Here is a 25737-nt window from a genome sequence, read left to right as displayed (position 1 = left end):
CGCTGGTGATCGCCCACAGTCACCTCGCGCACTTAGGAGACCAGACGCAACACGACTGGCGTCGCCAGAGCGGCAGCGAGGAGGCAATCATGAGTGACAAGGCGAGTGCCAGCGCGCGCGAGATCGCCCAGCGATTCCCGGTGCCACCAGCGCGTGTCGCCGATCGACTGCTCGAGCTACTACTTCCGTCGGAACTTGATCATCGTAGAGACCTGGTCGCCAACTCGCGTGGAGCTGTGCCAGGGCTCGCGGACCGTCAGACCGCAGCGACACCGCCCGAAACCATGGCTTCCTGAGTGATCAGCTCACTCGGTTCGATATCGACCCGCCCCGGGTCAAACCTGCGCCCGCGAACAATGGCCCGTTTGATCCTCACGCGGAGTAGGAGGCGAACAACCTCCCGTTGGTCAGAGAGGCTCGCACTTCGCCAGCCATCGTGAAGGGTGGAGGCGCTCAGCAATCGCCGCAAAGCTGGCGAAGAGACGGCGGCGACCTGCTGCCCCCGCAGCTGCTCGATCGCGTTCTCTATCCGCTTCGTCTCTGCCGCATACGCGCGAAGCGTCAGATCTCCCGAAGCGCGCAAGTCCTCGACCTCTTCAAGCTCCAATTCTCGTTCGGCAATCAGCGAAGAGATGTCAGGACGTTTTGCCATCGAGGTCTCGCGTCGCCGGTGTGCCTCCGCAAGTGCCTCTTGGAAGTCAGGACGACCGAAAAGCGCTAGGAGAACCTCCTCGATGCGCTCGTCTACACGGTCTGCAGTCACAGTCACCTTCATGCAGCCCTCGTTCCGGCATACATACGCGCGCGGCAACCGGGACAGATTTGTGGCTGCCTTCATTCGGGCTCCGCACTCGCCACAGCAAGCAATCCCGGACAGCAGGTGTCTCGGAGCAGGCCCTCGCGGGACCTTGACGCTGAGGCGCGCGGGGTCACTCAGAAGAGCATGGAGTCTTAGCCAGGTTCCGTAATCGATGATCGGCTCCCAGTCGGCGGCGCCGATGTCTTCTCCTCGATGCACTCGACGACCCGCGATGGTCGGATTGCGCAGGAGCTGCCGCAAGGTCGCTGGCTCCCAACGGGTCACGACACCATCTGGATTGTCCTGCAACGTGTGCCGTCGAGGCTTGCGAGGCGTCGGGATACCCCGAGTGTTCAGCTCTCGGCATATGCCGCGCAGGGTGGCACCCTGCAGTAGCGCATGGGCTGCCTCCGCCAGCACCGTAGCCTCAGGCAGCAACTGTGTGGGGTCGCTCGCTGAGTACGGAGTCTGACGTATCAGCGCGCCCGTGGTCGGGTCGTACTCGCGACGAAATCCGTACGGCAAACGTCCGTGCGGGCGCCCCCGGTTTGCGTTCGCAGAGACGGTGCGCAGGTTGCGATCGCGGATGTCGTTCGATTCACGCTCAGCCAGTAGGGCGTCCAGCCCGGTCGACAATCGGTCGTCCGCACGGCTCAGGTCGAATCGCCGCCCCTTGTAGACCAGATGAACCCCTGCTTCGTGACACGCGGATCGGAGCCGAACGTAATCGTCGAGGTCGCGCGACGCCCGGCTCATCTCCCACACGAGAACAAGATCGACGACCCGCGTTCGAATCAGACTGAGCGCTTCCTCGAAGCCTTCACGTTCTCGTTTGCGGTAGGCGCTCGCAGAGCGATCGTCGTCGCGGATGGTGTGGATGATCGCAACTCCGTTGGCTATCGCCCACTGCTCGTTCTCCCGAAGCTGAGTGTCGACACTCGCGCCGCGCCGCTTGGGATCGCGGCTGGCGCGGCCATACGACAGGGCGGTCTCTGCTGCCACGCACCCATCGTAGGTTACACATCCCCATTTGTCTGTTGTCCCCCGCGAGCAGCGGCAGCGTGCACATCTTCACCAGTGCCTCGCGGGCGGAGTTGGCGTGGATCGTGCACATGCCGGGCAGGCCGGCGTTGAGGGCGAGCAGCAGGTCGAGGCACTCCTCCGCGCGGACCTCGCCGACGATGATCCGGCTCGGCCGCATCCGCAGGCTCTCCTTGACGAGCTGGCGGAGCCGGATCTCGCCGGTGCCCTCCAGCCCGGACTGCCGGGTCTGCAGCGCGACCCAGTCGGGGTGCGGGAAGCGCAGCTCGAAGACCTCCTCCGCCGACACGACCCGCTCGCCGCCGGGGATCGCGGCGGCCAGGGTGTTCAGCGCCGTGGTCTTGCCGGCCTGGGTGCCGCCGGCGATCAGGATGTTGAGCCCGGCGCGCACCGACGCCTCGAGGAACGCCGCCGCCTGCGCGGTCAGGCTGCCCAGCTCGACGAGGTCGCGCAGCCGCGCCGCCCGGAGCGAGAACTTCCTGATGTTCACCGCCGAGAACCCGCGGCTGATGCCCTCGAGCACCACATGCAGCCGGTGCCCCTCGGGCAGCATCGCGTCGACGAACGGCCGGCTCAGGTCGATCCGGCGGCCGCTGGACTTGAGCATCCGCTCGACCAGCTCCTGCACCTGCGCGGAGGTCAGCACCAGGTTGGTCAGCTCGTGGCGGCCGTGACGCGCGATGAAGACCCGGCTGGGATCGTTGATCCAGACCTCCTCCACGGCCGGGTCGTCGAGGAACGGCTGCAGCGGCCCGAACCCGGACACCCGCGCGACCAGCTCGCCCACCATCGACTCGACGTCCGGCACCGGCGCGACCCGGCCGGTCAGGCTGCGGTCGTCGTGGGCGCGGACGACGCCTTCGGCGATCCGGCGTACGACGGCGGCGTCGCGCTGCGGGTCGACCGCCTCCCGGCGCACCAGCTCGCGCACATGCTGGTCGAGCTCCTCGACCAGGCGATCGTGTTGCGTCAGCGACATGCATCCCCCGAGATGGATCCGGCGTCGTCAGTCTTCCGGCTCGACGACGGCTTCAAACCGCCCGGTCTCACCGCTGTGCACAACGAGGCAGCGCACCGGACGTCATCCGGATGGCGAGAGCCGCTCAACCAGGCTGCGGGCTCACGTGCTCCGTGACGCGCGGTTCAGCACGCCGCTCAGCACGGCGCGCCCTCCGCCGCAGGGAGCTCCGCACGGAGAAGCCCGGCCTGCGCCTCGGCCACCGGCGGGACCCGGGCGGGTAGGTGGATGGTGGCGATCATGCAGCGGACCGATCCCCCGGCGAGCTCGACGGTGGGGACGTCGATGGGCATCAGCGTCACGTACCGCTCGAGGCGTCGCTGCTGGTCCGCCGTCAGGGCGGCGGCCGCTCGCGACGAGATCACGAGCAGCCGCCCCTCGTCGCCGGTGAGCTCGATGGTGTTGCCTGCGAACTCGTCGAGCTGGGTCCGGTCCAGCGCCACGACCTCGCGGCCGCTCTCGGCCAGCGAGGAGAGCACGGTGGCGCGCTCGACGGGGTCGCCGATGGAGTCGACCGCGACCGTCGCCACCTCGGTGCCGACGGACATCATCACGTTGGTGTGGTAGATCGGCTCCCCGCGCACGTCCTGGGTGGAGAACAGGACCGGGCGGTAGCCGAGGTCACGGCACACCATCTCGACGGCCCGGTCGTGCGAGCGGAACGACCGGGCGATGTAGGCGATGCGGTGCAGGTGATCGAGGACCATCGAGCCGGTGCCCTCGAGGAACAGGTCGTCGTCCTCGAGCACGGAGTAGTCGTAGACGGCGTTGACCCTGAACCTGCTGCGCAGCGAGGCGAGGATGTCCGGCCGTCGCTCGGACCGACGGGTGGGCGAGTACATCGGGTACAGGGCCACCCGCCCGTCGGGATGGGTGGAGAACCAGTTGTTGGGGAAGACACTGTCGGGCCGGTCCCCGTCGAGGTCGTCGAAGAGGTGGACGGTGACTCCGGCCGACTCGAGCTGGGTGGCCATCCGCGCCACCTCGTCGTACGCCCGCTGCGCGATCTCGGGGGTGGGCGCGATCGCCTCGCGGGGCTGGAAGAGGTTGTCCGCGATGGTCGCGGGGTTCGGCACGAACCGGGTCGGCCGCACCATCACGACGTCCCGGGGTGCTTGCGTGTTCATGAGCGACCTGGCGGGCAGGAGGCGGCCACGGGAGCGCGCGCGACGAGCGCGAACAGATCCTTGGGGTCAGCGGGGTCGGCGATCAGGTCCGCCGACTCGACGTACGGCGTCCCGCGGACGGCGTCGGCGAGGTAGCGGAGGGCCGCGAAGTCCTCCACCGCGAAGCCCACGGAGTCGAACACCGTCACCGCCTCGCGGCACCGACGCCCGGGCCGGTCACCGGTGATGACCTGCCACAGCTCGGTGACCTCGAAGTCGGGCGCCTGGTTCTGGATCTCGCCCTCGACGCGGGTCTGCGGTGTGTACTCCACGAACACGTCGGCCCGAGTGAGGATGCTGGGGTCCAGCTCGGTCTTGCCCGGGCAGTCGCCACCGATCGCGTTGATGTGCACGCCCGGTCGGACGTCGGAGTCCTGGAGGACCACGGCGTTCGCCTTGTCCGCGGTGCAGGTCGTGATCACGTCCGCACCGACACAGGCGTCCGCCGCGCTGGTGGCGCGGTGGACGGTGAAGCCGAGTCGTCGAGCGTTCGCCTCCAGCTTGTCCATCGCAGCCGCGTCGACGTCCCAGACGCGCAGCCGCTCGATGCCGAGCGCTGCACGGAAGCCGAGCGCCTGGAACTCGGCCTGGGAGCCGCACCCGATCATCGCCATCACGGAGGAGTCGGGGCGGGCAAGAGCACGCGCAGCCATGGCGGAGGTGGCCGCCGTGCGCAGTGCGGTGAGGATCGTCATCTCGGCTACCAGGGTCGGGTAGCCGTTGCTGACGTCTGCCAGAACGCCGAGGGCAGTGACGGTCTGGAACCCGCGGTCGGGGTTCCTGGGGTGGCCGTTGACGTACTTGAACGCATACGTCGCGCCGTCACTCACGGGCATCAGCTCGACGACCCCGTCGGTGGAGTGGCTGGCCACCCGGGCGGTCTTCTCGAAGAGCGGCCAGCGTCCGAACTCACGCTCGACGGCGTCGGTCATCTCCCGGACGATCCGCTCGGCTCCTCGGTCGGCGACCCATGCGGCCAGGTGCGGTACGTCGACGTAGAGGACGCTCACGGGCGCAGCTCCAGGGTGCAGCACTTCGCGCTGCCACCGGCCTTGATCAACTCGCTCATGTCGACCCCGATCGGGTCGAAGCCGTGGGCCCGCAGCTGCTCGTGGAGCTCCGGGGCCCGGTCGGAGAGCACGACGTGGTAGCCGTCTGACATCGCGTTGAGGCCGAACCCGCAGGCGTCCTCCTCGGTCGCGCGGATGGCGCCGGGGAACAGCTGCTCGATCAGTGCGTTGCTCGCGGCCGAGAACGCGCCCGGGTAGTAGGCGACCGTGCGCTCGTCCAGGACCGTCATGGCGGTGTCGAGGTGGTAGAAGCGCGGGTCGATGAGCTCGAGTGCGACGATCGGTACGTCGAAGAAGTCGCGTAGCTCCTCGTGCGCCGACTTGGAGGTGCGAGGTCCCGCGCCGGCCAGCATCAGGCCGCCGATGGTGAGCACATCGCCCTCGCCCTCGTGCTGAGTGGTCGCGATCTTGGCGGGCGAGTAGCCGGCGTCCCGGAACCAGCGCAGGAATCCCTCGCTCTCGGGCTGGCGCTCGGCGTGGGCGAAGTTCGAGACCAGGGCGCGGCCGCGGTGCACCACGCCGGCGTTCGCGGAGAAGACCATGTCCGGCAGCCCCGGCGTCGGCTCCATGACCTCCACGCGGTGCCCCAGTCGGAGGTAGATGTCGCGCAGGTCGGCCCACTGGCGCTGGGCCCGATCGCGGTCGACGGGCGCGTCGACATCCATCCACGGGTTGATGGAGTAGCGCACGGCGAAATGATCGGGTGGGCACATCAACAGGTGTCGTGTCGACGGCGTACGGTCGATCGACGTCGGCTGGGTGACGGTGGACGTCATGAGGGCTCCAAGATCCTTCCGATCGGTGACGGCAACACGCTAGATCGGCGGTTGTTGCGCAACCAATCTCCACATGTTGCAAATTTCTGTTACTTTCGTGCGCGAATGACAGTCGCGCGCAACGAATAGAGCCACATGGACGACATCGACCGGCGCATCCTCGCGCTCCTGCTGGCAGACGGCCGGGCCACCTTCCACGCGATCGGGACGACCGTCGGCCTCTCCGCGCCAGCGGTGAAGCGCCGCGTCGACCGGATGCGCACCGGCGGCGACATCACCGGGTTCACCGCGATGGTCGACCATGCCGCGCTCGGCTGGGACACCGAGGCCTACGTCGAGCTCTCCTACCGCGGCAACGTCTCCCCGGCCCAGCTGACCCGCGACCTCAGCGCGATACCCGAGGTTGTCGGGGCCTGGACCATCACCGGAGACGCCGACGCCCTGGTGCACATCCTCGCGTCGGGGATCCGCGAGGTCGAGCGGACCGTGGAACGGATGCGCGGGATCAAGCAGGTCGAGAGGACACGCACCGTCATCGCCATGTCGCGGCTGCTGGAGCGGCCGAGAGCCCGCGCCGGCGAAGCGCTGAGCCCGGGTGCGCTCGATGGCTGATCGACGGCGCCGCGGTGCTCACAGCTGGATCGACTTCGTCTCCAGGTACTCCTCGAGGCCGTACCGACCCAGCTCCCGGCCGAGGCCCGACTGCTTGTAGCCGCCGAACGGGGCCATCGGGTTGTAGGCGGCGCCGTTCACGTCGATGCTCCCGGTCCGGACCCGGCGCGCGAACGCCGTCGCCCGGTCGACATCGGCGGACCACACCGAGCCGTGCAGGCCGTAGCGAGAGTTGTTGGCGATGGCCAGCGCGTGATCCTCGTCCCGGTACGGAATCACCGCCAACACGGGTCCGAACACCTCCTCCTGCGCGAGCGCCGAGTCCGGGTCGACATCGCCGAAGACCGTGGGTCGCACGAAGTGGCCCCGTTCGACGCCGTCGGGGAGCTCGACCCCGCCGGTCACCAAGCGGGCGCCATCGGCCACGGCGGACCTGATCGCCCCGCGGACTCGTTCGGCCTGGGCCGCGGAGACCATCGGTCCCAGTCGGGTGTCGGGGTTGGCGGGATCGCCGGCGGTGAACCCCTCGGCGGCCTGCCGGGCCAGGTCGAGCGCCTCCTCGTGGCGCTCGACCGGCACGAGCAGGCGAGTCCACGCCGTGCATGTCTGACCGCCGTTGAGGAAGGCGTTCGCCACGCCCACCTTCACTGCGGAGGCCAGTTCCGCGTCGGGAAGGATCACATGGGCCGACTTGCCCCCGAGCTCCAGCGTCACACGTTTGACCGAACGGGCCGCGAGCTCCGCGACGTGTGTGCCCGCCCGCCCCGAACCGGTGAAGGAGACCATGTCGACCCCCGGATGGGTGACCAGAGCCTCCCCTACCTCGGGCCCCGAGCCGTGGACGACGTTCACCACCCCCCTCGGCATGTCGGCCTCCTCGAGCACGTCCAGCAGGAGTTCGACCACGAGCGGCGCGACCTCGCTCGGCTTGAGCACCGTGGTCGCACCGGCCGCGACGGCCGGCGCCACCTTGCACATGATCTGGTGCAGGGGGTAGTTCCACGGAGTGATGGCGACGGTCACGCCGACCGGCTCGCGGACCACCAACGAGTTCCCGATCCGTTCCTCCATCGGGTACTCAGCCGCCAGCGCCGCGTAGCTGCGGGTGACGGTCACGGGAAGGGCCGCCTGGATCCTCGTGGCGATGCGGAGCGGAGTGCCGACGTCTCGGGTGATCGCATCGGCGATCTCGTCCTGCCGCCGCTGGAGTCCGTCCGCCAGACGCTCGAGCAGGCGGGATCGATCCGCGGGTGATGTGCCGCCGAACCCTTCACCTGCGGCACGGGCCGCCTCGACCGCGCGGTCCGCGTCCGCGGACGACGAGTCCGGGACCCGGCCGATGACCTCCTCCGTCGCGGGGTTCTCGACGTCGAGCCACCTCCCCGGGCCAGGCTCCCGGACTCCGGCGATGTAGTTGGACAGTTGCCTCACGACTCTGCTCCTCCTCGAGTGGCGAGCAGATCGCTGCCATCGCTCCACGCGCCCTCGTAGACCTTCTGCGCATCCTCCACCACGATGCTCACGGACTGAACACCGTGCTCCTGGGCCAGACGCTTGGCGTCCTGGGCCACCCGCTGACCCTCCGCTGACTCCAGGCCGGACCGCAGCGAGGCTCGGTCTGTGAAGGCGAGCTCGGCGAGCCGACCATAAGTCGGCGAAGACGACGTGGACGCTCGCAACCAGACGAGACCCGGGATTGCCCGAGCGTGCGGCAGGTGCCTGGTGCGGTAGTCCTGCTCGAACGCGTGCTTGTCCTCAGGGTGCGTCCAGAGCACCAGGAGTCGTACCACCTGCTCGGGCGCGGCTCCGTGTGTCATGCGATCACCTTCCTCGGTAGACGGGCCGTCGCTTCTGGGCGAATGCCGCAGTTCCCTCGGCCGCGTCCTCGCTGCGCACGACCTCGAGGAAGCGGGCGTACTCCTGTTCGAGTCCCACCGACAGGTCGGTCCCAAGGCCAGCCACGACGGCGGCGCGCGCTGCGCGGACTGCGAGTGGTCCCCGGGCGGCGACGGAGGAGGCGACGGCACGGGAGACCTCGAGGAGCCGGTTCGCGGGTACGACCCGGTTGACCAGGCCCCATGCAGCTGCTTGATCCGCGTCGATCGGCTCGCCCGTCAGGATCATCTCCAGCGCCGGCCCCAAAGGCACGGCGCGCGGCAGTCGTTGCGTCCCTCCCGCTCCGGGGATGATGGCCCACTTGGTCTCAGCCAGACCGAAGGTGGCGTTGGACGAGGCGATCCGGATGTCGCAGGCCAACGCCAGCTCCATCCCGCCGGCCAGGGCGTGACCGTTGACGGCGGCGATGATCGGTTTGCGGTCGGGGTCGTGGTCGGTCAATCCGCCCATGACCCAGGGCGGCTCCGCACCGGATCGAACTGCTTCACAGAACACCGGCAACAGCGTGCGCAGATCCGCTCCGGCGCTGAAGGCGACGCTTCCCGCACCGGTGAGCACCGCACAGCGCAGGGCGGGGTCGGACTCGAACCGGCCCACGGCTGCCGCGAGGGCGGCGTTGTGCTCCGGGTCGAGCGCGTTCATGGACTCGGGTCGATCGATGGTGATCACCGCCACTGCGGGATCGACCCGGTCGACTTCGAAGCGGATCGGCATCCTCGTCTCCTGGTCGTAACGGCCGTGCAACGGGCCGTGAAAAGCGCGGAATGGTCCCCGGTCGCGGACCTCAGTACGTACTCAGTCGGTTCAGAGCAGCCGAGACAGGAACATGCGGGTGCGGTCGTGTCGAGGGTCGACGAGGACCTGGTCCGGGGGGCCGGACTCGACGACGACGCCGTCGTCCATGAACACGACCGTGTCGCAGGCCTCGCGCGCGAACCCGATCTCGTGGGTCACCACGATCGAGGTGTAGCCGGTCGTCGCCAGCTCTCGCATGACGTTCAGGACCTCACCTACCAGCTCCGGGTCCAGGGCTGAGGTGGGCTCATCGAAGAGCAGGACTTTCGGGTCCATCGCGAGGGCACGCGCGATGGCGACTCGCTGCTGCTGGCCGCCGGACAGCTGGGAGGGGTAGTGGCGCTCCTTGCCGCCGAGTCCGACACGCTCCAGGAACTCGCTCGCCCGGTGCTCCGCCTCGTCCCGCTTTCGTCGGTGCACGATCATCTGCGGGCGGGCCACGTTGTCCAGCGCGGTCATGTTCGCGAAGAGGTTGAACCGCTGGAAGACCATGCCGATCTCGGCGCGCTGCCGACACACCTCGCGCGGGCGCATCTCGTGGAGAGTGTTCCCGGCCTTTCGGTATCCGAGGAACTCACCCTCGATCTTCAGCGTCCCGGCGTCGATCGTCTCCAGATGGTTCACACAGCGCAGGAAGGTGCTCTTCCCCGACCCCGACGGGCCGATGATGGCGGTGGTGTCGCCACGGCCCACCTCCAGGTCAACCCCTCGCAGCACCGGCGTGGAGCCGAACTCCTTGACTACTCCGCGCGCTTCGACCATTGCACTCATCGACAGTCCTCACTGACTAGTTGTGGGTTGTAGCGATCTGGTCGTCGGAATCCTGCGTCGGCGCCCTGGGTGGGGCGACCCGCGCGTTGGAGCTGGCCACACTGCGCGAGAAGTGTCGCTCCAGGTAGAACTGACCAACTGAGAGCACCGAGGTGATGACCAGGTACCACAGGCTGGCGACCACGAGCAGCGGGATGGTCTGGTAGTTCGAGGTGTAGATCAGTTGAGCCGTGTACATCAGGTCCGAGACCGCGACCACGCTCACCAGCGACGTGGACTTCAGCATGTTGATCAGCTCGTTGCCCGTCGGCGGGATGATCACGCGCATGGCCTGCGGCAAGATCACGTGGCGCATCGTCTCCAGGCGAGACATGCCCAGCGCGGTCGCCGCGTCCGCCTGCCCGGCGTCGACCGCCAGGATCCCGCCGCGGACGATCTCCGCCATGTACGCCGCCTCGTTGAGGCTCAGCCCGACCACGGCCGCCAACAGCGGCGTCACGAACGAGTTCGCGTCCAGGGTGAGGAACTTGGGACCTCCGAAGGGAACGCCGAGCCCGATCTCCGGGTAGAGCGCGGAGATGTTGAACCAGAAGATCAGCTGCACCAGCAGCGGCGTACCGCGGAAGAACCAGACGTAGCCGCTCGCGAGCCCCGAGACCAGCCGCGCCGGCGAGTTCCGCATGATCGCGAGCACCACGCCCAGGACCGCTCCCGCGACCATGGAGACGGCGGTCAGGCCCAGGGTCACCAGCAGCGAGTTCAAGATCCGCTCGCTGGTGAAGTAGTGCCAGACCAGCGGCCAGTTGAAGCGGTCGTTGCCCACCAAGTTCCACACCACCACCGCCGCGGCGAGCACTGTGGCGACCTGCGCGGCCGTGCGCCCCGGTCGGCGCAGCTTGACCACCGTCGGGAATGCATCGGCCCGACTGGAGTGGCCCGCCGGCCTCATGGTCACAGCTCGTTGCCGTTGACGAGGAAGTCGCTGACGCCGACCTTGGCCGGGTCGAGCTTCCAACGCTTCAGCGCCTCCTCGTAGGTGCCGTCGGCCTTCGCCTCGATCATCGCCTCGCGGACCGCCTTGACCAGCGGGCTGCCCTTCAGCATCGCGATACCACCGTAGACCGGGCGCAGGGTGTCTCCGGCGAGTGCGAACATGCCGTCAGTCCCCTCCACGAGCAGAGAGGCCGAGGGCACGCCGAGATAGGTCAGGTCCGCGCGCCCGTCCTGGAGCGCCAGGTTCGCCTGACTCTGGCTCTTGAAGATGATCTGCTCCGGGGCCGGCTGGCCGGCCGCCGCGCACTTGGGGTCGACGTAGGTCTTGAGGTCCTCGACCTGCTGCGACCCGCCCTGCATCGCCACCGTCGTCCCGCAGACCGATTCGAGGGTGGCGTACTTGTCCGCGTTCTCGCTCAGCGTGACACCCTGCACACCGGTGCTGAAGTAGTCCACGAAGTCGAGGGTCTGCCGCCGCTCCTCGTTGTCTCCCAGGGCGGCGATCCCGAGGTCGTAGCGGCCGGCGACCAGGCCGGGGATGATCGAGTCGAACGTGGGACCCTTGAGATCGAGCCGCAGGCCCATCTTGTCGGCGAGCATGTTCGCGACATCCACGTCGAAACCCTCGAAGGACCCGTCGTCCTTGGTGGAAGAGAAGGGCGGGTACGTCGGATCGGTGGCGACGACAAGCACGCCCTTCGACTTGATCTCCTCCGGAAGGAGCGCCCGAACCTTGCTGCTCCCCTCGGACGTCGGCTTGACGTCCTTGTCGCCGCTCGAGCCACAGGCCGAGACGGTGGCGAGCGCCGCCGCTGTGATGAGGACACCGAGGCACCGGACGGTGCGCTGTCGTGATGCGGTCTTCATGGGTGGAGCCTCCTTGTGTGTGTTTGCTTGGGTGTCGCAGTGCGTAGCCGGGGGTCAGGGGCGGCCAGCGTCGCCGTGGATCTGGTTCCTGGTCTTGATCGCTTCCGAGACATTGCCCGCGCGGACACTCTCGGCGAACGAGTTGACGTGCTCGTCGTCGACGTCGTGGAGCAAGGCGGCGTGGTCGGTCCACGCCTCGAGGGCCACGCGCATGCCGGCGATCTCGTAGGTCCGGTTGACGCCGGTCTTGATGGCGGCGACTGCGCGCGGCGCGATCCGCGCCACCGCCTCGGCGTACGCCGCGACCCTCTCGTCGAACTCCGCGTCGGGGACCAAGGTGCTGACGAAGCCGATCTCGAAGGCGCGCTGGGCCGAGATGTGCTGCCCCAGGACCAGCACGTCCTTGGCGATCTTGTGGCTGGTGAGCCACGGCACCTGCAGGAACGACGGCGCCGCCCCGAACAACGACTCGGGCTCGCCGAACACCGCTTGGTCGCTCGCGATGGTGAAGTCCGCGGGCAGGGTCATCTCGAACCCTCCGGCGAGGCAGTAGCCGTGGACCGCGGCGAGCACGGGGGTGGTGGAGTTCCAGATCGCCCAGCGGACCCTGTTGGCCAGGTCGAGCTCGCGCCGGCGAGCATCCGCCGACGAGCTCCCCTCCATCTCGACGGTGAGGTCGAATCCCGCGCAGAAGGCGCGTCCCGCCCCCCGTAGCACGATCACTCGGCAGCTGCGGTCGTCGTCGAAGCGCCGGACCGCCTCGGCGACCTCCGCGTACATCTCATCGGTGAGCGCGTTCAGCTTCTCCGGCCGGTTCAGCAGGATGGTCGCGATCGGGCCCTCGATCGTGGTCTCGATATCCGCCATGGTCAGGACTCCTTGGTGGTGGTGAGCTTGACGTCGGCGACGGCGGGAGCCGCGTCGCCGATGATGAGTGGGTTGACCTCGAGCTCGCCGAGCTCGGGGTGTGCGGCGAAGAGCTGGCTCAGCCGTGCCACGAGCGCGGCAATCGGCCGCACATCGGCCGGGGATCGACCCCGGTAGCCGGCGAAGAGCGCGGAGAGGCGCAGCTTGGCGAGCATCTCGAGCGCCTCCTCGTAGGTGAGTGGGGCCAGCATCGACTGGTGGTCCTCGAACAGCTCGGTCAGCGTGCCGCCCGCGCCCAGATCCGCGACGGGGCCGAGCGCCGGGTCGCGGAAGAACCCCACTCGGAGCTCGAGGTGGCCGGCGAGCTGCTCGACGACCAGCACGCCGAGCAGCCTGCTCCCGGGTGCTGCGTTGGGGAGGGAGGCCAGCATGCGCCGTGCCGCCGCAACGGCCTCGTCCGCGTTCGCGATGGCGACCGCCACACCGCCGATGTCGGACTTGTGCGCCACGCCTTCGGCCACGATCTTGAGGACCTGAGGGAAGCCGATCCGTTGGCTTGCACGGCGGAGCTCGTCGGGATCGGTCGGATCCTCGACGAACTCGTGGCGGGGCACCGCGATGCCGCTGTCACGGAGGAAGGCGAGGGCAGTCGGTTCGGGGACCAACCCCAGGGGCAGGTTCGCGGGCGCAGGAGCAGGACCCGGATCGGCAGGGTAGTCGTCGTGGTCGCGGGCGGCGCGAGCGCGTCCCCGGGTCGCGTCCTGGAGGGCGCGCAGGCACGCGGCGGCAATGCGCAGAGAGGCGAAGCAGGGAACGCCGCCCTCGCGCAGGGCCCTGATCGCCGCCGTATCCTCGTCCGCCCACGGACTGCAGAACACGACGGGGACGCCACTGCGCTTGACGAAGGCGACGATCTCCCGGCTCGCGTCCTCGGGCCGGCGACCGTCGGGATCCGTCCAGTCCGCCTCCGCCTCGCTGCCGTGGAACGCGAAGCCGAGGATGCCGTGGATGTCGGCTTCGTGCTCGACGATCAGCTCGTTCATCCGAGAGAAGAGCCGGTAGTCCTCGAGGTACCCACCTGCCATGTCGACTGGGTTCCCGCTGCCGGCGAAGGCCAACGGCTGCGCGGCCGCGACCGCCGCCCGGGTCGCCTCGGTGAACGCCGGTGCCTCGAGGCCGGCTCTAGCCAGCTCGTCGACACCGAGGATCGCCAGTCCGCCACCGGACCCCACGGCGGCCACCCGCTTGCCGTTCATCGGCGGACACTTCGCCAGGGTCTCGGCGATGGGCATCAGCTCGTCCATGCTCTCGGCCAGCACCGCGCCCGCCTGGCGCACCATGGCGAGGAACGCAGCGCTGGGGGACGCGATCGCCGCGGTGTGCGACGCGGCGGCCCGGAGACCGTGCTCGGTCGTCGCGCCCTTCAGCACGACGACCGGCTTGCGGGCGACGGCGCGCCGCAGCGCGGCGAGAGTCCGGGGACCGGCCCCCTCGCGCAGCCCCTCGACGTAGACGGCGATGACCTCGGTCTCCTCGTCCGCCGCCAACAGATCCAGGCACTCATCGACGCTGACATCGATCTGGTTCTCCAAGGCGATGATGGAGGAGAAGCCCATCCCGACTCGGCGCGCGCTGTCGACCATGATCTGCACCACGGATCCGCTCTGGCTCACGAGGCCGACGCCCCCAGTCGGCACGTCCTCGGTCTCGCTGAGCAGGTTGAGACTCGTGGCCGATCGGAAGATGCCCAGCGAGTTCGGGCCGATGACACGGACACCGCTCTCGGCCGCGGCCCGGACCAGCTCCTGCTGCAGGACGTCGCCGGTGGCGCCCACCTCCGCGAAGCCAGAGGTGTGGACGACGGCCACCGGTATCCCTGCCCGCCCCAGCTCGCGCACGATGTCGGGCACCGCCTCGGCGGCCGTGGCGATGAAGGCCAGGTCGGGCGGCTCGGGCAGGTCGAGGACCGATGCGTAGGTCTGCTCGCCGAGAATGGTGGGGAGCTTGGGGTTGATCCCGTAGACCGCTCCCGGCACCAACCCGCCCAGGAGTGCCCGGAACATGGCGAACCCCGGCTTCGACTCGTCAGCCGTGGCGCCGATGAACGCGACGGATCGTCCCCTCAGCACCGCCTCGCGCCAGGTGGGGGCGCGCGTGGTCGAGAGGTCTGCTGCGGTCACCGTGTCAGCCATCATGTCCTAACCATTCGAGGGGAGGCGGCGCACGTGGACGGGCGGGCTGACAGCTCCCGGCAGGAGGGGTCAGCCCATCGGAAGGCCCGAGCGGCGCCGAGGCCGCGGTCCGGTCGTGCGGTCGCTTGATCTCGTCGTAGCGTGGCTGGCCCGGTCAGGAATCAGAAGTACCTCGATTCCTCGCCTTGCGCCATATGCTGTATGGATGTTGGACGTCCGCCAGCTGTTCGTTCTCCGGGCCATCTCTGAAACCGGGTCGATGGCGGCCGCCGCACGCGCACTACGCTTCGGCCAGCCGACGATCACCCACCACCTGAACGCCCTCGAGCGTCATCTTCGGGTGAGGCTGGTCGACCGGCACCCGCGCGGCACCATCCTCACCCCCGAAGGTGAGGCCTTCCTCGGCTACGCCGTCCGGGCGCTCGACCTTCTCGAGGAGGGCTCACAACTCGCCCGCGCGATGGGCACCTCCGGGGTGCTTCGGATCGGGACGTTCCAGACCGCCGGGTCGACAGTTCTCAGCGCGGCGATCAGGGAGGCCCGGCACGACGGGACCCTGGTCGCACAGATCGAGCTTCTCCACGGCTCGCTCAGCGAGCATCTCCACAACGTCCTCACCGGCGCCGCAGACTGTGCGCTGGTCTACGCGTTCGAGGACTTGGAGCGGCGGCGTCCGGGAGGTAGCGAGACTCGCCTGCTCACCCACCTGCTCGCCCTCGACCCGTATCGCCTCTACGTGCACCGAGAGCATCCCGCGACAAGCTGGGAGCCCCCGATCGACATCCGGCTGCTTCGTCGCGACGGGTGGATCGGTCGAGTCGCGCTCGACGAGGCCGACAACCTGGCGCTGGCCGACCTGGCCGACCGGAGCGGCTCACGGCGCGCGTGGCTCTTCGAGACGACGACTACTCGATCGTCGCCGCGTTCCTCTCGGCGGACAACGTCGCCCTCATCCCCTCGCTGTACCGCCCTGACAACGCCGACGTCGTCGCCCTCTCGACACAGCAGGAACTCGGCGCGCGGCGCATCTACTTCATCCGCCGGCCCGACAGGCGTAGCGACGAGGTCGACGCCCTGGAGGCGGCCCTGGCCCGCCTGTTTGCGGAGCGGCTCCCTGCACTCTCACCGGTCACTGGGAACTGAGCGGGCCAGGAGGCATCTCAGCCTCGCTCACCACCCTGTCGCTGCTCGACGTGATCGGACAGCAGCTCGCCCGCGCGGCGGATGTGCGCGCCCATCGCGTCGGCCGTGCCCTCGGGGTCGCCGGCCCGGAGCGCGGCGATCACGGCGCGGTGATCTGACGCCGACGCGTCGGGCCACCCCTCGATCCGAGCGAAGAAGCGCCGCGGCGCGAAATGGGTCAGCGACTGGAGCACCCACGCCAGCCGTGGCGACCCGGCGGCCAGGTTGAGCCGCCGGTGGAAGTCGTGATTGCGGTGCTCGAGCTCGTCCAGGTCATTGCGTTCGTTCGCCGCTTCGAGGGCCTCCTGCACCTCTTCGAGCGCGTCGACATCCACGGCGCTCAGCCGCCGTGTCGCCCGACGGGCGAGCTCGGCAGCCACATAGGCCTGCACGGCGTAGACGTCGGAGATCTCGCCGGCGGAGGGTGGTCGGGCGACGAAGCCACGGCGTGGCCGCCACTCCACGAGGCCTTCGCTTCGCAGTTGCATCATCGCTTCTCGGACCGGTGTGACACTCACCCCGAGCCCGCCTGCCAGGTGGTCCAGGCGCAGGTACTCCCCCCGCCCGACCTCCCCGGCCACGATCAGCTCGCGCACGTGAGCCACCACCCCCTCACCGCGCCCGCCGTGAGCCACCGATCCGCACCCCTCTCCGCCACCACGCCCGCCACCGCTCGCAGGCGTAGTGTACGATCCCGCCGATCGTATATGAGAGGGTCATTTCGTGTATCTGAGTGAGGATGATCAGCAGCTCGTCCGCGCGACCGCCGACTTCGTCGACAGCGAAGTGCGTCCTCGGGTCCGCGACTTCGAAGCCGAGGACGTCTACCCCGAACCGCTGATCGAGTCGATGAAGGAGCTCGGCCTCTTTGGCATGCTCGTCCCCGAGCAGTTCGGCGGCATCGGGCTTGCCACGCCGACGTTCGCAGCCATCACCATGGAGTTGGCGCGCGGCTGGATGAGCCTGGCCGGCGCGACCGGCGGCCACTGCGTCATCTCCCAGATGATCAGTACGTTCGGCACACCCGATCAGATGACCCGTTGGCTGCCGGTCATGGCGACGGGGGAAGCCCGGGCCGCGATGGCTCTGACCGAGCCCGACGGGGGCAGCGATCTCCAGGCCATGCGATCGGTTGCCCGTCCCCAACCCGACGGCACCTGGTCGCTCACCGGCGCCAAGACCTGGATCACCAACGCCCAGCACGCCACCCTGCTCGCAACGCTGTGCAAGACCGACCCCACCATCCGGCCCCGCCATCGCGGGTTCTCGGTGCTGCTGGTCGAGCCGGGCCCTGGAGTCCTCATCGGCAGAAAGCTGCCGAAGCTCGGCTACCGGGGCGTGGAGTCGTGCGAGGTGACCTTCGACGCGGTCCCGCTGCCCTCCGACGCGGTGCTCGGGGCGACGGCCGGGCTCGGCTGGCAGCAGATGATGGCCGGCCTCGAGCTCGGCAGGATCCAGGTCGCATCGAGGGCGGTAGGAGTCGCCCAAGCGGCGCTCGATGACGCCGTCGCCTACAGCCAGAGCCGCGAGTCGTTCGGCAAGCCGATCTGGAAGCATCAGGCGGTAGGACAGCTGCTGGCCGACATGGCCACCAAGGTGCGAGCGGCCCGCCTCCTGACCCTGGACGCCGCCCACAGGTTCGACACGGGTCAGCGCAGTGACATGGAGGCCGGCATGGCCAAGCTCTTCGCCTCCGAGGTTGCTGCGCAGGTTGCGCTCGACGCCGTGCGGGTCCACGGAGGCTACGGCTATTCCAAGGAGTACGACGTCGAGAGGTACTACCGAGACGCGCCGTTGATGATCGTCGGCGAGGGCACCAACGAGATCCAACGCAATGTCATCGCCGCACAGCTCATCGCTCGATCCGGCTCCGACCGTGGATGACCGACGGCAGGCGGCGGCCCCCGAGCACGTCGGCGACGCAGACCTCCTCGAGCTCGACCAGGTCGCGTCCCGCTGGTCGCCGGGGCTGTCGAGGCTCAACGGCGTCGTCGGAGCCGGACCGCTCAACGCGCTGGCCGACCTCCTCGGCCTGCCCCCCTTGCGCGATCGCGACCCAGTGCCCCTGATGTGGCACGAGGTGCTTCTCCGTGAGCCCGTTCTGCTGAGTCGGCTCGGGGACGACGGCCACTCGCGGTCATCGGAGCTGATCCCGCCGATCCGGAATCGGCGCCGGATGTTCGGCGGGAGCCGATTGACGGTCCACGGACCCCTCCGGGTCGGGGACGAGGCGGAGCGTACCTCCCACGTCGTGGACGCGACCCTCCTGAAGGGGCGGCGGGGCCCGTTGCTGAGGCTGGAAGAAGAACACCAGTGGCGAGTGGCCGACGAGCTGCGGCTCCATGAGCGCCGTACCCTCCTGTACTCCTCGGCGAGCGATCACCGGGCGCGCCCCGGCCCGGAAGGCGAAGGACCTCTCGACTCCTCGCCTCGGCGAACCACGGACGTGGCAACGATGCGGTCAGGCCAAGACCGCAGTTGGACCACGGACGAGCGCACCCTGTTCCTCTTCAGCCTCCTGTCGCAGAATGCCCACCGGATTCACTTCGACCGCGACTATGCACGGCAGACCGAGGGCCACCGAGACCTGTTGGTCCACGGCCCGCTGACCGCTCTCCTCGCGGCCGAGACCGCGCAGCAGACGTTGGATGCAAATATCGTCGCGTGGGAGTACCGCCTCACGGGGCCTGTTCACGTGCATGACCGTCTCGCCTTCGAGGTGAGACCAGAAGCCGAGGGCGCCACGATCGAGGGACGCGCAGCCGGACGCGTGTGCCTGCGGGGCTCGGCCCGATGCGATCGGGTAGCCACAGATCGCGGATCGCGACACGCGGGACCTGACTCGTGAATCGACGAGGGCACCACTCCTTGTCCGGCACGGTGTCGTCCGGCATGGTGTTGTCCGGCGTGGTGTCGACGTGATCGCCGCTGCGGCCCGCTCGCTGCTCTTCGTGCCCGGCGATCGCCCGGACCGGTTCGAGAAGGCCGCGAGCAGTGGCGCCGACGCCGTTGTGCTCGACCTCGAGGACGCCGTGCCGGCGTTCGCCAAGGGAGAAGCGCTGAGCCAGGTCGTGAGATGGCTCAGTGCACGACCTGGCGGGCGCCCAGCGGTCGTCCGTGTGAACGGCACCGAGACTGCTACGCACGTGGCCGAGTTGACAGCGCTGGCGGTCACATCGGCGACGGTCATGCTTCCCAAGGCGGAGTCTGCGACACAGCTCGAGGGCGTACGCCGGCGGCTTGGACCTGAGCAGTCGCTGATCGCCCTGGTCGAGACCGTCCACGGCGTGCGCGGCGTCGACGAGATCGCTGGCGTCGAAGGCGTGGCCCGGCTGGCACTCGGGACCATCGACCTCGCGGTCGAACTGGGCATCGACCACAGATCGAGTGCCGCCCTGGCCTACAGCCGCTCGCGCCTCGTGTTCGCGTCGGCCGCCGCAGGTCTTCCTGGGCCGATCGACGGCGTCACCACCGCACTGGACGACTTCGAACGCCTGACCCACGATGTATCCACCGCTCGCGAACTGGGATTCACCGGGAAGTTGTGCATCCACCCGCGGCAAGTGCAGGCAGCCAACATCGGCTTCTCCCCCACCGAGGAGGAGCTGTCGTGGGCCACTCGCGTGGTCCGGGGCGCCACGGACGGCGTCAGCGCGGTCGACGGCGCCATGATCGACCGCCCGGTGATCCACCGAGCCCAGCAGCTCCTCAGCAGGCACGCACAATGGGGATCATGACGGAGCCGCGAGTGCGTCTGGGATTCCGTGACTGTCTGTGGGTGCTGTTCGGGTGGGCGCTCGTGCCGGCCACGGCGATCACGATGGATGCGCTCGGCATCGTGAACCTCACTCGAGCCGGGGAGTTGGCCGTCGTCGGACTCAGCACGCTGGCCGGTGGCGCCTCGCACGCGTATCGCCGACAGCTCGCAGACCGGCGACAAGGGTGACAAACGGGGGAGGCAGCATCGCGTCGACGAACGGCCGGCTCAGGTCGATCCGCCGGCCGCTGGACTTCAGCATCCGCTCGACCAGCTCCTGCACCTGTGCCGAGGTCAGCACCAGGTTGGTCAGCTCGTGGCGACCGTGGCGCGCGATGAAGACCCGGCTGGGTCGTTGATCCAGACCTCCTCGACCGCGGGGTCGTCGAGGAAGGGCTGCAGCGGCCCGAACCCGGACACCCGCGCCACCAGCTCACCCACCATCGACTCGACGTCCGGCACCGGCGCGACCTGACCGGTCAGGCTGCGGTCGTCGTGGGCGCGGACGACGCCCTCCGCGATCCGGCGTACGACGGCGGCGTCGCGCTGCGGGTCGACCGCCTCCCGGCGCACCAGCTCGCGCACATGCTGGTCGAGCTGCTCGACTAGCTGGTCGTGCGCGCCCGCGCCGGCCGCGGGATGAGTCAGTGACATCGGCTTCCCCCGAGGTGGTTCCTTCTGCGGCTCAGTCTCTCCGCAGGCCGGGTCGCGTAACCAGACCCGATCGCCTGCCTGTGGACAACGACCGGGCCGAGTCGAGGTGATGCGAGCCTCGGCGCAGCAGGCCATGCGCCCCACACGTACTCAGCGCTGCGGGAGCTCCGTGCCGGCCATGCCGTTCTGCAGCAGCTCCTCGAACTCGCGGTCCTCGTACCAGTCGTCGACCTGGTTGCTGGTGAAGATGCCGACGCCGGTGCCGACCACGAGGGCGACGCCGCCCAGCACCACCGACCCGACGGGCGTGGCGGGCGCTCCGAAGATGGCGCCGCCGGCCGCCCAGGTGCCACCGGTCGCCAGCGCCCCGGCCACCCAGCCACCGCCTTCCGCGAGCAGGATCTGGTTGGTGCTCTGGCCCATCTCATGACGCTCGATGGCCGACAAGCCGATCATGAAGCCGTCCACGGCCTTACCGCCATAGTCGGAGGCGGCGGCGAGCCGGTCGAGCAGCCTCGCGTCGTCGAGGCGCTCCATCTGCATGAACAGGTTGGCGTAGAGGAGCCGGGACTGCTCCGGCGAGATCGAGGCGAGGAAGCCCGCCCTCACCGCGGCTCGCCGCATCCGCTCCGACAGGAGCGGGAGCACACTGACCCCCGGGAGCTCGACGGCGCCCGGGACCAGGTCCAGTACGGTCTCGCCGACGTCCGCCAGCGTCGACTGCCCGTCGCCGAGGTCCTCGATCAGCTGCTGGCAGGCGTCCGAGAGGTCTCCGACCGCCTCGCCGGCCTCCTGCTCGGCTGCCAGGTACACCTCGTACTTCGCGCGCCAGCTGAGGAACGCCGCCTCCTCGGCCGGCGACGACGGCCAGAAGACCGGCTGGTGCCAGCTGGCGTCCCTGGCCTCCGGCGGACCCTCGATCAACCGCTCGGTCACGGTGAGGCCGGCGCCGCTCGCGATGCCGCGCGCCTCGTCCATCAGCGCCTGGACCGTCGCGAGCTTGCCGGCGTACACCGAGATCGCCGTGCCCATCGACCGGGCAACCTCGCCCAGGTCCTCGGCGGCGCCGGCCAGCCCGCCGACGGTCGCGACGGCCGCGGAGCCGGCGTCGCCCTGCCAGGCGTCCCCCAGCCCCCGGCGGGCCGCGACGATCGCCTCGGCCTGCTCCTCGCACGCGTCGGCCACGTCGGACTCGAGCGCCTGGGCCAACGCCCGGAGCGAGCTGGGCGAGCCCGCGACGTACGTGGGAATCGGCATCTCAGCGCTCCTGCGGTCCCTCGTCGGGCGCGCCGGGCAGCAGCAGGTCGCGCAGGCCCTGGGTGCGCTCCTCGAACCGCTGCTCGGCCTCCTCCCACTGCGACGGGCTGTCGACCACGGCCTGCGTGGCCGCCTCGGGGTCACCCGGCATGAGCTGCGCCAGCTCGATCTCATCGGCCCGGTCGGCGCGCTTGACGGCGTCGGCGATCTCCCGGTCCGTGGCGCCCGGCAGCAGGAGCCGGGCGAGGTCGGCCTGGGCCGCGAGGTCGGTCCGGTGGTAGTCCAGCGCCGCGAGCTCGGCGGTGTCGGCCACGTCCACCAGGGCCGAGCCGAGCAACCCGATCTGGGAGAGCAACGCACCGACGGCGCTCTCGATCGCCGCGGTCATCACGCCGGCGTCCGCCTCGGGGATCGCGCCGCCGGCGGCGTCGAGCGCTGACGCCTGCTCGCGCAGCGCGATGGCGGCGTGGAGGATGCCCTCGGCGTCGACCTCGAAGCCGTCACCCATGCGCCCGCTCCTCCTCTGGCAGTCCGTCGTCGAGCAGCAGCGCGGCGAGGCCCAGCCGACGACGCAACCCGCTGATCAGGGTGAGCGGGACGACCACCCACGACTGGTCGGCGCCCTGCGCGCGGCGCAGCCGGTCCAGCGCCGTGTAGGCGACCAGTCCCGGGCCGGCGGCGACCGGGCGCACCATCGGGTCGAAGCCCTCGCCGTCCTCGTGCACGGTGCAGGGCAGGTAGAGGTACGGCGGGAGCGCGGTGCGGACGTCGATCACGGGCGCCCCGCTTTCCGGCGCAAGCCGTCGATCATCGCGAGGGCCTCCGCGGTCGCCAGGCGGGGCCGGTCGGCGGGCGTCGCCGCCAGGTGCCGCACCACCGCCGCGAGCTCCCCGAGCGTGAGGGCGAGCTGGCGGGTCGGCACCAGCATCGAGGAGCCGTCGGCGGCGCCGATGCGGAGACCCAGGCCGGGGTCGCCGGGGACCGGCTCGACCTCGCGCACCTGGTCCCAGCGCACCACCTGGCTGCGGCCGAGCCGGCGGCCGACGAGCACCTCCGGGGCGAGCAGCAGCTGGTCACGCCGCACCAGCAGGGCCACGGCGCCGGCAAGGAGCAGAGGTGCGGCCACGACGACGACGTACACCCAGGCACCGCCGCGACGGCCCTGGCTCACGTCGTCGAGGCTGGGCGCCAGCAGGAAGGAGACCGCGACGAGGGTCAGGCCTGCGGTGAGGAGCACGAGCGAGACGGGGGCGCCGAGCGCGACCTGCAGGCGGATCGCGCCGACGTCGTCGTGGGTGACCATCCGGGGCTCTGGCCCCGGGAGCCGGAGCCAGGCGTCGAGGGTCACCAAGCCGAGCCCGGCGACCACGCCGGCCAGGCCGAGGAGCCCCACGACGTCGCGCGTCGTGCCGTCGCTCGCGGCGGCGAGCGCACCGAGCACCACCAGCAGGCCGAGCGTGCAGACCGTCAGCACGAGCTGGTTCGTGCGCACGGCACGGGACATCTCGTGCTCGACCGGTCGCTGGCTCACGACCACGTCATCCCCCGGCGACCGCCGGAGTAATCCCGAGAAGTCAGTCCAGGATCGCGGGAGACGCCTCGTCCTCGCCGACCCAGTCCTCGGGGGCCTCGAAGGGGTCGTCCTTGCCGCGGCGCTCCTTGTCGGAGCCGCGGGCGCCACGGCCGGAGGCACCGCCGCCGGCGGCGGCAGCTCGGGCTCCGGTGCCGCGACTGCCGGCCGCGCCACGACTGCCCGCCGAGGCGGCGCCGCGGGCGCCGGCCCCGCTCCGGGCAGCCGAGCCGCTCCGGGCAGCGGTGCCGGAGCCGGCTGCGCCGACACCGGACGTGCCGGCGGGCCGACCGAGGGCGCCGGACATGCCGGTGCGCGACGTGGCGCCGATGCCCCGGACTCCGCTCGTGGCGGTCCCGGGGCTCGCGACGACAGGACCGACGCCGGCGCGAACGCCTCCCGCGGTGAGGCCGGCACCGATGATGCCGCCCGCGGCGGCCCCGCCCGCGGCCCCGGCGACGCCGAGGCCGGCTGCGGGGCCGACACCGCCGGAGGGGCCTCCGACCGGACTGGTCGTGCCGCCCAGCGCGTTCGGGTCGTAGGGGGTCAGCGGGGTGCCCTGCGGAGAGCCTCCGCCGCCACCGAGGGTCGGCGTGGTCCCGCCATCGCCGCCACCGCCGCCGCCACCGTTGCCGCGGCCGTCATTGCCGCCACCACCGTTGCCGTTGCCGCCACCACCCGTGGGCACGCCGCCCGTGGGGACGCCACCACCGGAGCCGCTGGGCGCCGACACGCCGCCGGCGCTGCCGGAGTAGCCGTCCGGCGGAGGCGGCGGGGGCGGCTCGCCGTGGATCTCGCGCATGGTGCCGGAGGAGTCGGCGAAGACGGTGTCCATCTGGTCGGCCCAGCGCTTGGCGATCCGCTCGCGCCGCTCCTGCTCGGCGGCGAAGGCCGCATCGGCGGCGCGGTTGTCCTGCTCCTCCTTGATGCCCTGGGGGGTGTTGCGGTCGTAGTTGTTGCTCGGCGTGGGCGGCGAGCCCTCGGGGCCGAGTGCCTGGTGAGCCGCGTCAGCGTCCGCCATGACCTTCTCGGCCTCCCGGAGCGCCTGCTGGCCCTGGCGCAGCCTCACGGCGCGCTTGCGCATCGCCTCAGCCGAGCGGGTGAAGGCGGCGTCCATGGCCTCGGCGGTCTGGGCGCCGGCCTCGCCGAACGGGATCGGCATCGAGGCCCGGTCGAGTCGGTTGGCGACCCGGTCGAGCATGGTCGCGCACGCCTCCCACTCGGCGGCACCGCCACCGGCGTTTCCGGGCTTGGTACCGGCGAGCGCCTGGATCAGTCGGGTCTCCTCCGGTCCGGGCATCAGTAGTCACCCCCGCGGTCACCGTGGGACGACCCAGGCGGGGCGATGCCGTTGTCGCGGAAGTCGTCGGACGAGGAGTAGGTCTCGGCCTCGCGGGTGCCGCGCATCAGCTGGGCCTGGATGTCCTCGTCGAGCCCGAAGATGTCGTCGCCGAACTTGCCCACGTTGCTCGCGTAGCCCTCGAGGCCGGCCATCATCTCCTCGAGCGCCTCGACGACGTGCTGGCGCGCGGTCAGCGTCTGCGCGTCGAGATCCTGACCGGCGGCGGACTGCCCGAACGCCCCACTCGTCTGGTTCGACGGCCGACTGCCGTCCAACAGGTCTCGATTGTCCTCGAGCATCGCCCTGATCCGGTTGATCGTCTCCCGGTCGACGCCGAGGTCGCCCAAGAATGCGATGGCTTCGACAAAGCTCATACCGGTGTTCCCCCTGTGCCCGAGAGCGGGGCCGCGCATCCGCGAGCCCCGCCGCTCCCTTCACGTTCGGGGGTCACCTGCCCCCGTCCGGGTAGAACCAAACCAGGATGGGTAGACCCATCTCGGATCGGCTACCGTCGACACCTCTCGGACCCAGGAGACACTCGTTGCGCCGGACTGCGATCACCGCCCTCGCCGCCGCCAGCCTTCTGCTCGCCGGCTGCGGCGGCGACCCGCAGGCCGAGCCGGGCGGTACCCCGACCAGCAGCACCCCGACCGAGCCGACCGAGCCGACAAGGAGCGAGCCGACCGCGCCAGTCGTGGAGCCGGCGACCGGGTTCACGTTCGACCTCGAGCGGATCACCATGCGCGCTCCCGAGGGCTGGAGGAAAACCAAGGCTCCGGCGTCGTTCCTGCTCGGGGCCGACGACCCGAAGACGGTGAGCACCATCATCCTCAGCGACCTGATGGCGGTCCGCGACCAGCCGCTCGCCGGTCAGGTCCGGATCGCGCTCAAGAGCACGCCCCAGCTGAAGGTCCAGGAGCCGGTCGAGATCGCGGGCGTGAAGTGGTACCACCTCGCCGGTCGGGACGACCAGTACGCCACGCTCGACTCGTTCGGCACCATCTACAACGACTCCGAGGCGGTCATCGACTTCAGCCTCGACAACGACCTCTCCGCCGACAAGAAGCAGCAGATCATCGACTCCGTGCTCGCCACCGTCGAGTGGAAGTGAC

The 25737-nt window shown here is 70.0% G+C and carries 30 protein-coding genes and 2 pseudogenes; 8 read left to right on the top strand and 24 right to left on the bottom strand.

The genetic code is table 11. The features are described from left to right. Positions 1–256 precede the first annotated feature (256 nt). The 6 genes and pseudogenes from ACYVKX_RS14640 to ddaH form a co-directional block, all read right to left on the bottom strand. Entirely contained in the window at positions 257–1219 is a 963-nt protein-coding gene (locus tag ACYVKX_RS14640; protein ID WP_460833770.1) for a recombinase family protein, read from the bottom strand. A 177-nt stretch (positions 1220–1396) separates the two neighbouring features. Further along, a pseudogene (locus tag ACYVKX_RS14635) lies at positions 1397–1723 on the bottom strand (recombinase family protein); the annotation flags it as partial. Next, positions 1620–2819, bottom strand: a complete 1200-nt coding sequence (locus tag ACYVKX_RS14630; RefSeq protein WP_460833678.1) for a CpaF family protein — start codon at positions 2817–2819, stop codon at positions 1620–1622. The gene ACYVKX_RS14630 and the pseudogene ACYVKX_RS14635, both read right to left, overlap by 104 nt. Before the next feature lie 176 nt (positions 2820–2995). Continuing rightward, a complete protein-coding gene (gene ctlX / locus ACYVKX_RS14625) occupies positions 2996–3985 on the bottom strand; it encodes a citrulline utilization hydrolase CtlX (RefSeq protein WP_460833676.1) in 990 nt (329 codons plus the stop codon). Continuing rightward, complete coding sequence (locus tag ACYVKX_RS14620; RefSeq protein WP_460833674.1) at positions 3982–5034, bottom strand: ornithine cyclodeaminase; 1053 nt, start codon at positions 5032–5034, stop codon at positions 3982–3984. Before ACYVKX_RS14620 ends, ctlX begins: the two co-directional genes overlap by 4 nt. Continuing rightward, positions 5031–5870 carry a dimethylargininase gene (ddaH, locus tag ACYVKX_RS14615; RefSeq protein WP_460833671.1) on the bottom strand — a complete coding sequence of 280 codons (840 nt, stop codon included), beginning with the start codon at positions 5868–5870 and terminating at the stop codon, positions 5031–5033. Before ddaH ends, ACYVKX_RS14620 begins: the two co-directional genes overlap by 4 nt. Before the next feature lie 135 nt (positions 5871–6005). Between ddaH and ACYVKX_RS14610 the strand changes: the two genes are divergently transcribed. After that, the gene (locus tag ACYVKX_RS14610) at positions 6006–6482 is read left to right on the top strand and encodes an Lrp/AsnC family transcriptional regulator (protein WP_460833669.1); all 477 of its coding nucleotides are present in this window, start codon (positions 6006–6008) and stop codon (positions 6480–6482) included. A gap of 18 nt (positions 6483–6500) precedes the next feature. Here ACYVKX_RS14610 and ACYVKX_RS14605 read toward each other — a convergent pair whose 3' ends face one another. The 8 genes from ACYVKX_RS14605 to ACYVKX_RS14570 form a co-directional block, all read right to left on the bottom strand. Then, complete coding sequence (locus ACYVKX_RS14605; protein ID WP_460833667.1) at positions 6501–7913, bottom strand: aldehyde dehydrogenase family protein; 1413 nt, start codon at positions 7911–7913, stop codon at positions 6501–6503. Next, entirely contained in the window at positions 7910–8299 is a 390-nt protein-coding gene (locus ACYVKX_RS14600; RefSeq protein ID WP_460833665.1) for an EthD family reductase, read from the bottom strand. Before ACYVKX_RS14600 ends, ACYVKX_RS14605 begins: the two co-directional genes overlap by 4 nt. A gap of 4 nt (positions 8300–8303) precedes the next feature. After that, entirely contained in the window at positions 8304–9092 is a 789-nt protein-coding gene (locus ACYVKX_RS14595) for an enoyl-CoA hydratase/isomerase family protein (RefSeq protein ID WP_460833662.1), read from the bottom strand. Between the two features lie 90 nt (positions 9093–9182). Further along, positions 9183–9944: an amino acid ABC transporter ATP-binding protein gene (locus ACYVKX_RS14590; RefSeq protein ID WP_460833659.1), complete on the bottom strand. Its 762-nt coding sequence runs from the start codon at positions 9942–9944 to the stop codon at positions 9183–9185. Positions 9945–9960: 16 nt separating this feature from the next. Then, positions 9961–10893 carry an amino acid ABC transporter permease gene (locus ACYVKX_RS14585; RefSeq protein ID WP_460833657.1) on the bottom strand — a complete coding sequence of 311 codons (933 nt, stop codon included), beginning with the start codon at positions 10891–10893 and terminating at the stop codon, positions 9961–9963. Between the two features lie 2 nt (positions 10894–10895). Further along, positions 10896–11804, bottom strand: coding sequence for an ABC transporter substrate-binding protein (locus ACYVKX_RS14580; RefSeq protein ID WP_460833655.1), 909 nt, complete (start codon positions 11802–11804; stop codon positions 10896–10898). Positions 11805–11858: 54 nt separating this feature from the next. Then, entirely contained in the window at positions 11859–12671 is an 813-nt protein-coding gene (locus tag ACYVKX_RS14575; RefSeq protein ID WP_460833653.1) for an enoyl-CoA hydratase/isomerase family protein, read from the bottom strand. Positions 12672–12673: 2 nt separating this feature from the next. After that, positions 12674–14866, bottom strand: a complete 2193-nt coding sequence (locus ACYVKX_RS14570) for an acetate--CoA ligase family protein (protein WP_460833651.1) — start codon at positions 14864–14866, stop codon at positions 12674–12676. Between the two features lie 202 nt (positions 14867–15068). Between ACYVKX_RS14570 and ACYVKX_RS14565 the strand changes: the two are divergent. Beyond that, a pseudogene (locus tag ACYVKX_RS14565) lies at positions 15069–15245 on the top strand (helix-turn-helix domain-containing protein); the annotation flags it as partial. Between the two features lie 60 nt (positions 15246–15305). Here ACYVKX_RS14565 and ACYVKX_RS14560 read toward each other — a convergent pair. Next, the gene (locus tag ACYVKX_RS14560) at positions 15306–15614 is read right to left on the bottom strand and encodes a hypothetical protein (protein ID WP_460833774.1); all 309 of its coding nucleotides are present in this window, start codon (positions 15612–15614) and stop codon (positions 15306–15308) included. Between the two features lie 134 nt (positions 15615–15748). On the opposite strand from ACYVKX_RS14560, the gene ACYVKX_RS14555 reads away from it, so the two are divergent. After that, entirely contained in the window at positions 15749–16006 is a 258-nt protein-coding gene (locus ACYVKX_RS14555) for a hypothetical protein (RefSeq protein ID WP_460833772.1), read from the top strand. A gap of 17 nt (positions 16007–16023) precedes the next feature. On the opposite strand, the gene ACYVKX_RS14550 is transcribed toward ACYVKX_RS14555, so the two are convergent. Beyond that, positions 16024–16650 carry a GntR family transcriptional regulator gene (locus tag ACYVKX_RS14550; protein WP_460833767.1) on the bottom strand — a complete coding sequence of 209 codons (627 nt, stop codon included), beginning with the start codon at positions 16648–16650 and terminating at the stop codon, positions 16024–16026. Positions 16651–16768: 118 nt separating this feature from the next. Here ACYVKX_RS14550 and ACYVKX_RS14545 point away from each other — a divergent pair, with 118 nt between their 5' ends. Further along, the gene (locus ACYVKX_RS14545; protein WP_460833649.1) at positions 16769–17929 is read left to right on the top strand and encodes an acyl-CoA dehydrogenase family protein; all 1161 of its coding nucleotides are present in this window, start codon (positions 16769–16771) and stop codon (positions 17927–17929) included. Here ACYVKX_RS14545 and ACYVKX_RS14540 read toward each other — a convergent pair. Continuing rightward, complete coding sequence (locus ACYVKX_RS14540; protein WP_460833647.1) at positions 17898–18176, bottom strand: hypothetical protein; 279 nt, start codon at positions 18174–18176, stop codon at positions 17898–17900. The genes ACYVKX_RS14545 and ACYVKX_RS14540 overlap by 32 nt on opposite strands. 120 nt (positions 18177–18296) lie before the next feature. On the opposite strand from ACYVKX_RS14540, the gene ACYVKX_RS14535 reads away from it, so the two are divergent. The 3 genes from ACYVKX_RS14535 (at position 18297) to ACYVKX_RS14525 (ending at position 19991) form a co-directional block, all read left to right on the top strand. Next, on the top strand, positions 18297–18893 hold the full coding sequence (locus ACYVKX_RS14535; RefSeq protein ID WP_460833645.1) for a MaoC/PaaZ C-terminal domain-containing protein: 597 nt from the start codon (positions 18297–18299) through the stop codon (positions 18891–18893). A gap of 70 nt (positions 18894–18963) precedes the next feature. Continuing rightward, complete coding sequence (locus ACYVKX_RS14530; RefSeq protein ID WP_460833643.1) at positions 18964–19782, top strand: HpcH/HpaI aldolase/citrate lyase family protein; 819 nt, start codon at positions 18964–18966, stop codon at positions 19780–19782. Continuing rightward, positions 19779–19991, top strand: coding sequence for a hypothetical protein (locus tag ACYVKX_RS14525; RefSeq protein ID WP_460833640.1), 213 nt, complete (start codon positions 19779–19781; stop codon positions 19989–19991). Before ACYVKX_RS14530 ends, ACYVKX_RS14525 begins: the two co-directional genes overlap by 4 nt. A 120-nt stretch (positions 19992–20111) precedes the next feature. On the opposite strand, the gene ACYVKX_RS14520 is transcribed toward ACYVKX_RS14525, so the two are convergent. The 7 genes from ACYVKX_RS14520 to ACYVKX_RS14490 form a co-directional block, all read right to left on the bottom strand. Continuing rightward, a complete protein-coding gene (locus ACYVKX_RS14520; protein ID WP_460833637.1) occupies positions 20112–20456 on the bottom strand; it encodes a hypothetical protein in 345 nt (114 codons plus the stop codon). Between the two features lie 150 nt (positions 20457–20606). Next, a complete protein-coding gene (locus tag ACYVKX_RS14515; protein ID WP_460833635.1) occupies positions 20607–21713 on the bottom strand; it encodes a hypothetical protein in 1107 nt (368 codons plus the stop codon). A gap of 1 nt (position 21714) precedes the next feature. Next, positions 21715–22221, bottom strand: coding sequence for a hypothetical protein (locus ACYVKX_RS14510; protein ID WP_460833632.1), 507 nt, complete (start codon positions 22219–22221; stop codon positions 21715–21717). Further along, entirely contained in the window at positions 22214–22489 is a 276-nt protein-coding gene (locus ACYVKX_RS14505) for a hypothetical protein (protein ID WP_460833629.1), read from the bottom strand. Before ACYVKX_RS14505 ends, ACYVKX_RS14510 begins: the two co-directional genes overlap by 8 nt. After that, positions 22486–23244: a hypothetical protein gene (locus ACYVKX_RS14500; protein WP_460833627.1), complete on the bottom strand. Its 759-nt coding sequence runs from the start codon at positions 23242–23244 to the stop codon at positions 22486–22488. The genes ACYVKX_RS14505 and ACYVKX_RS14500 overlap by 4 nt, the downstream gene beginning before the upstream one ends. Before the next feature lie 43 nt (positions 23245–23287). Continuing rightward, positions 23288–24583 (bottom strand): hypothetical protein, encoded by a 1296-nt coding sequence (locus ACYVKX_RS14495; RefSeq protein ID WP_460833624.1) that lies wholly within the window; start codon positions 24581–24583, stop codon positions 23288–23290. Then, entirely contained in the window at positions 24583–24999 is a 417-nt protein-coding gene (locus ACYVKX_RS14490; protein WP_460833621.1) for a hypothetical protein, read from the bottom strand. Before ACYVKX_RS14490 ends, ACYVKX_RS14495 begins: the two co-directional genes overlap by 1 nt. Before the next feature lie 167 nt (positions 25000–25166). On the opposite strand from ACYVKX_RS14490, the gene ACYVKX_RS14485 reads away from it, so the two are divergent. Beyond that, positions 25167–25736 carry a hypothetical protein gene (locus ACYVKX_RS14485; protein WP_460833618.1) on the top strand — a complete coding sequence of 190 codons (570 nt, stop codon included), beginning with the start codon at positions 25167–25169 and terminating at the stop codon, positions 25734–25736. The last annotated feature ends 1 nt before the right edge of the window (position 25737 follow it).

The sequence above is a fragment of the Nocardioides hungaricus genome, from assembly GCF_054782915.1.
Note: the sequence above shows the minus strand (reverse complement) of the source record. Positions and strands in the feature narration are given on the sequence as shown.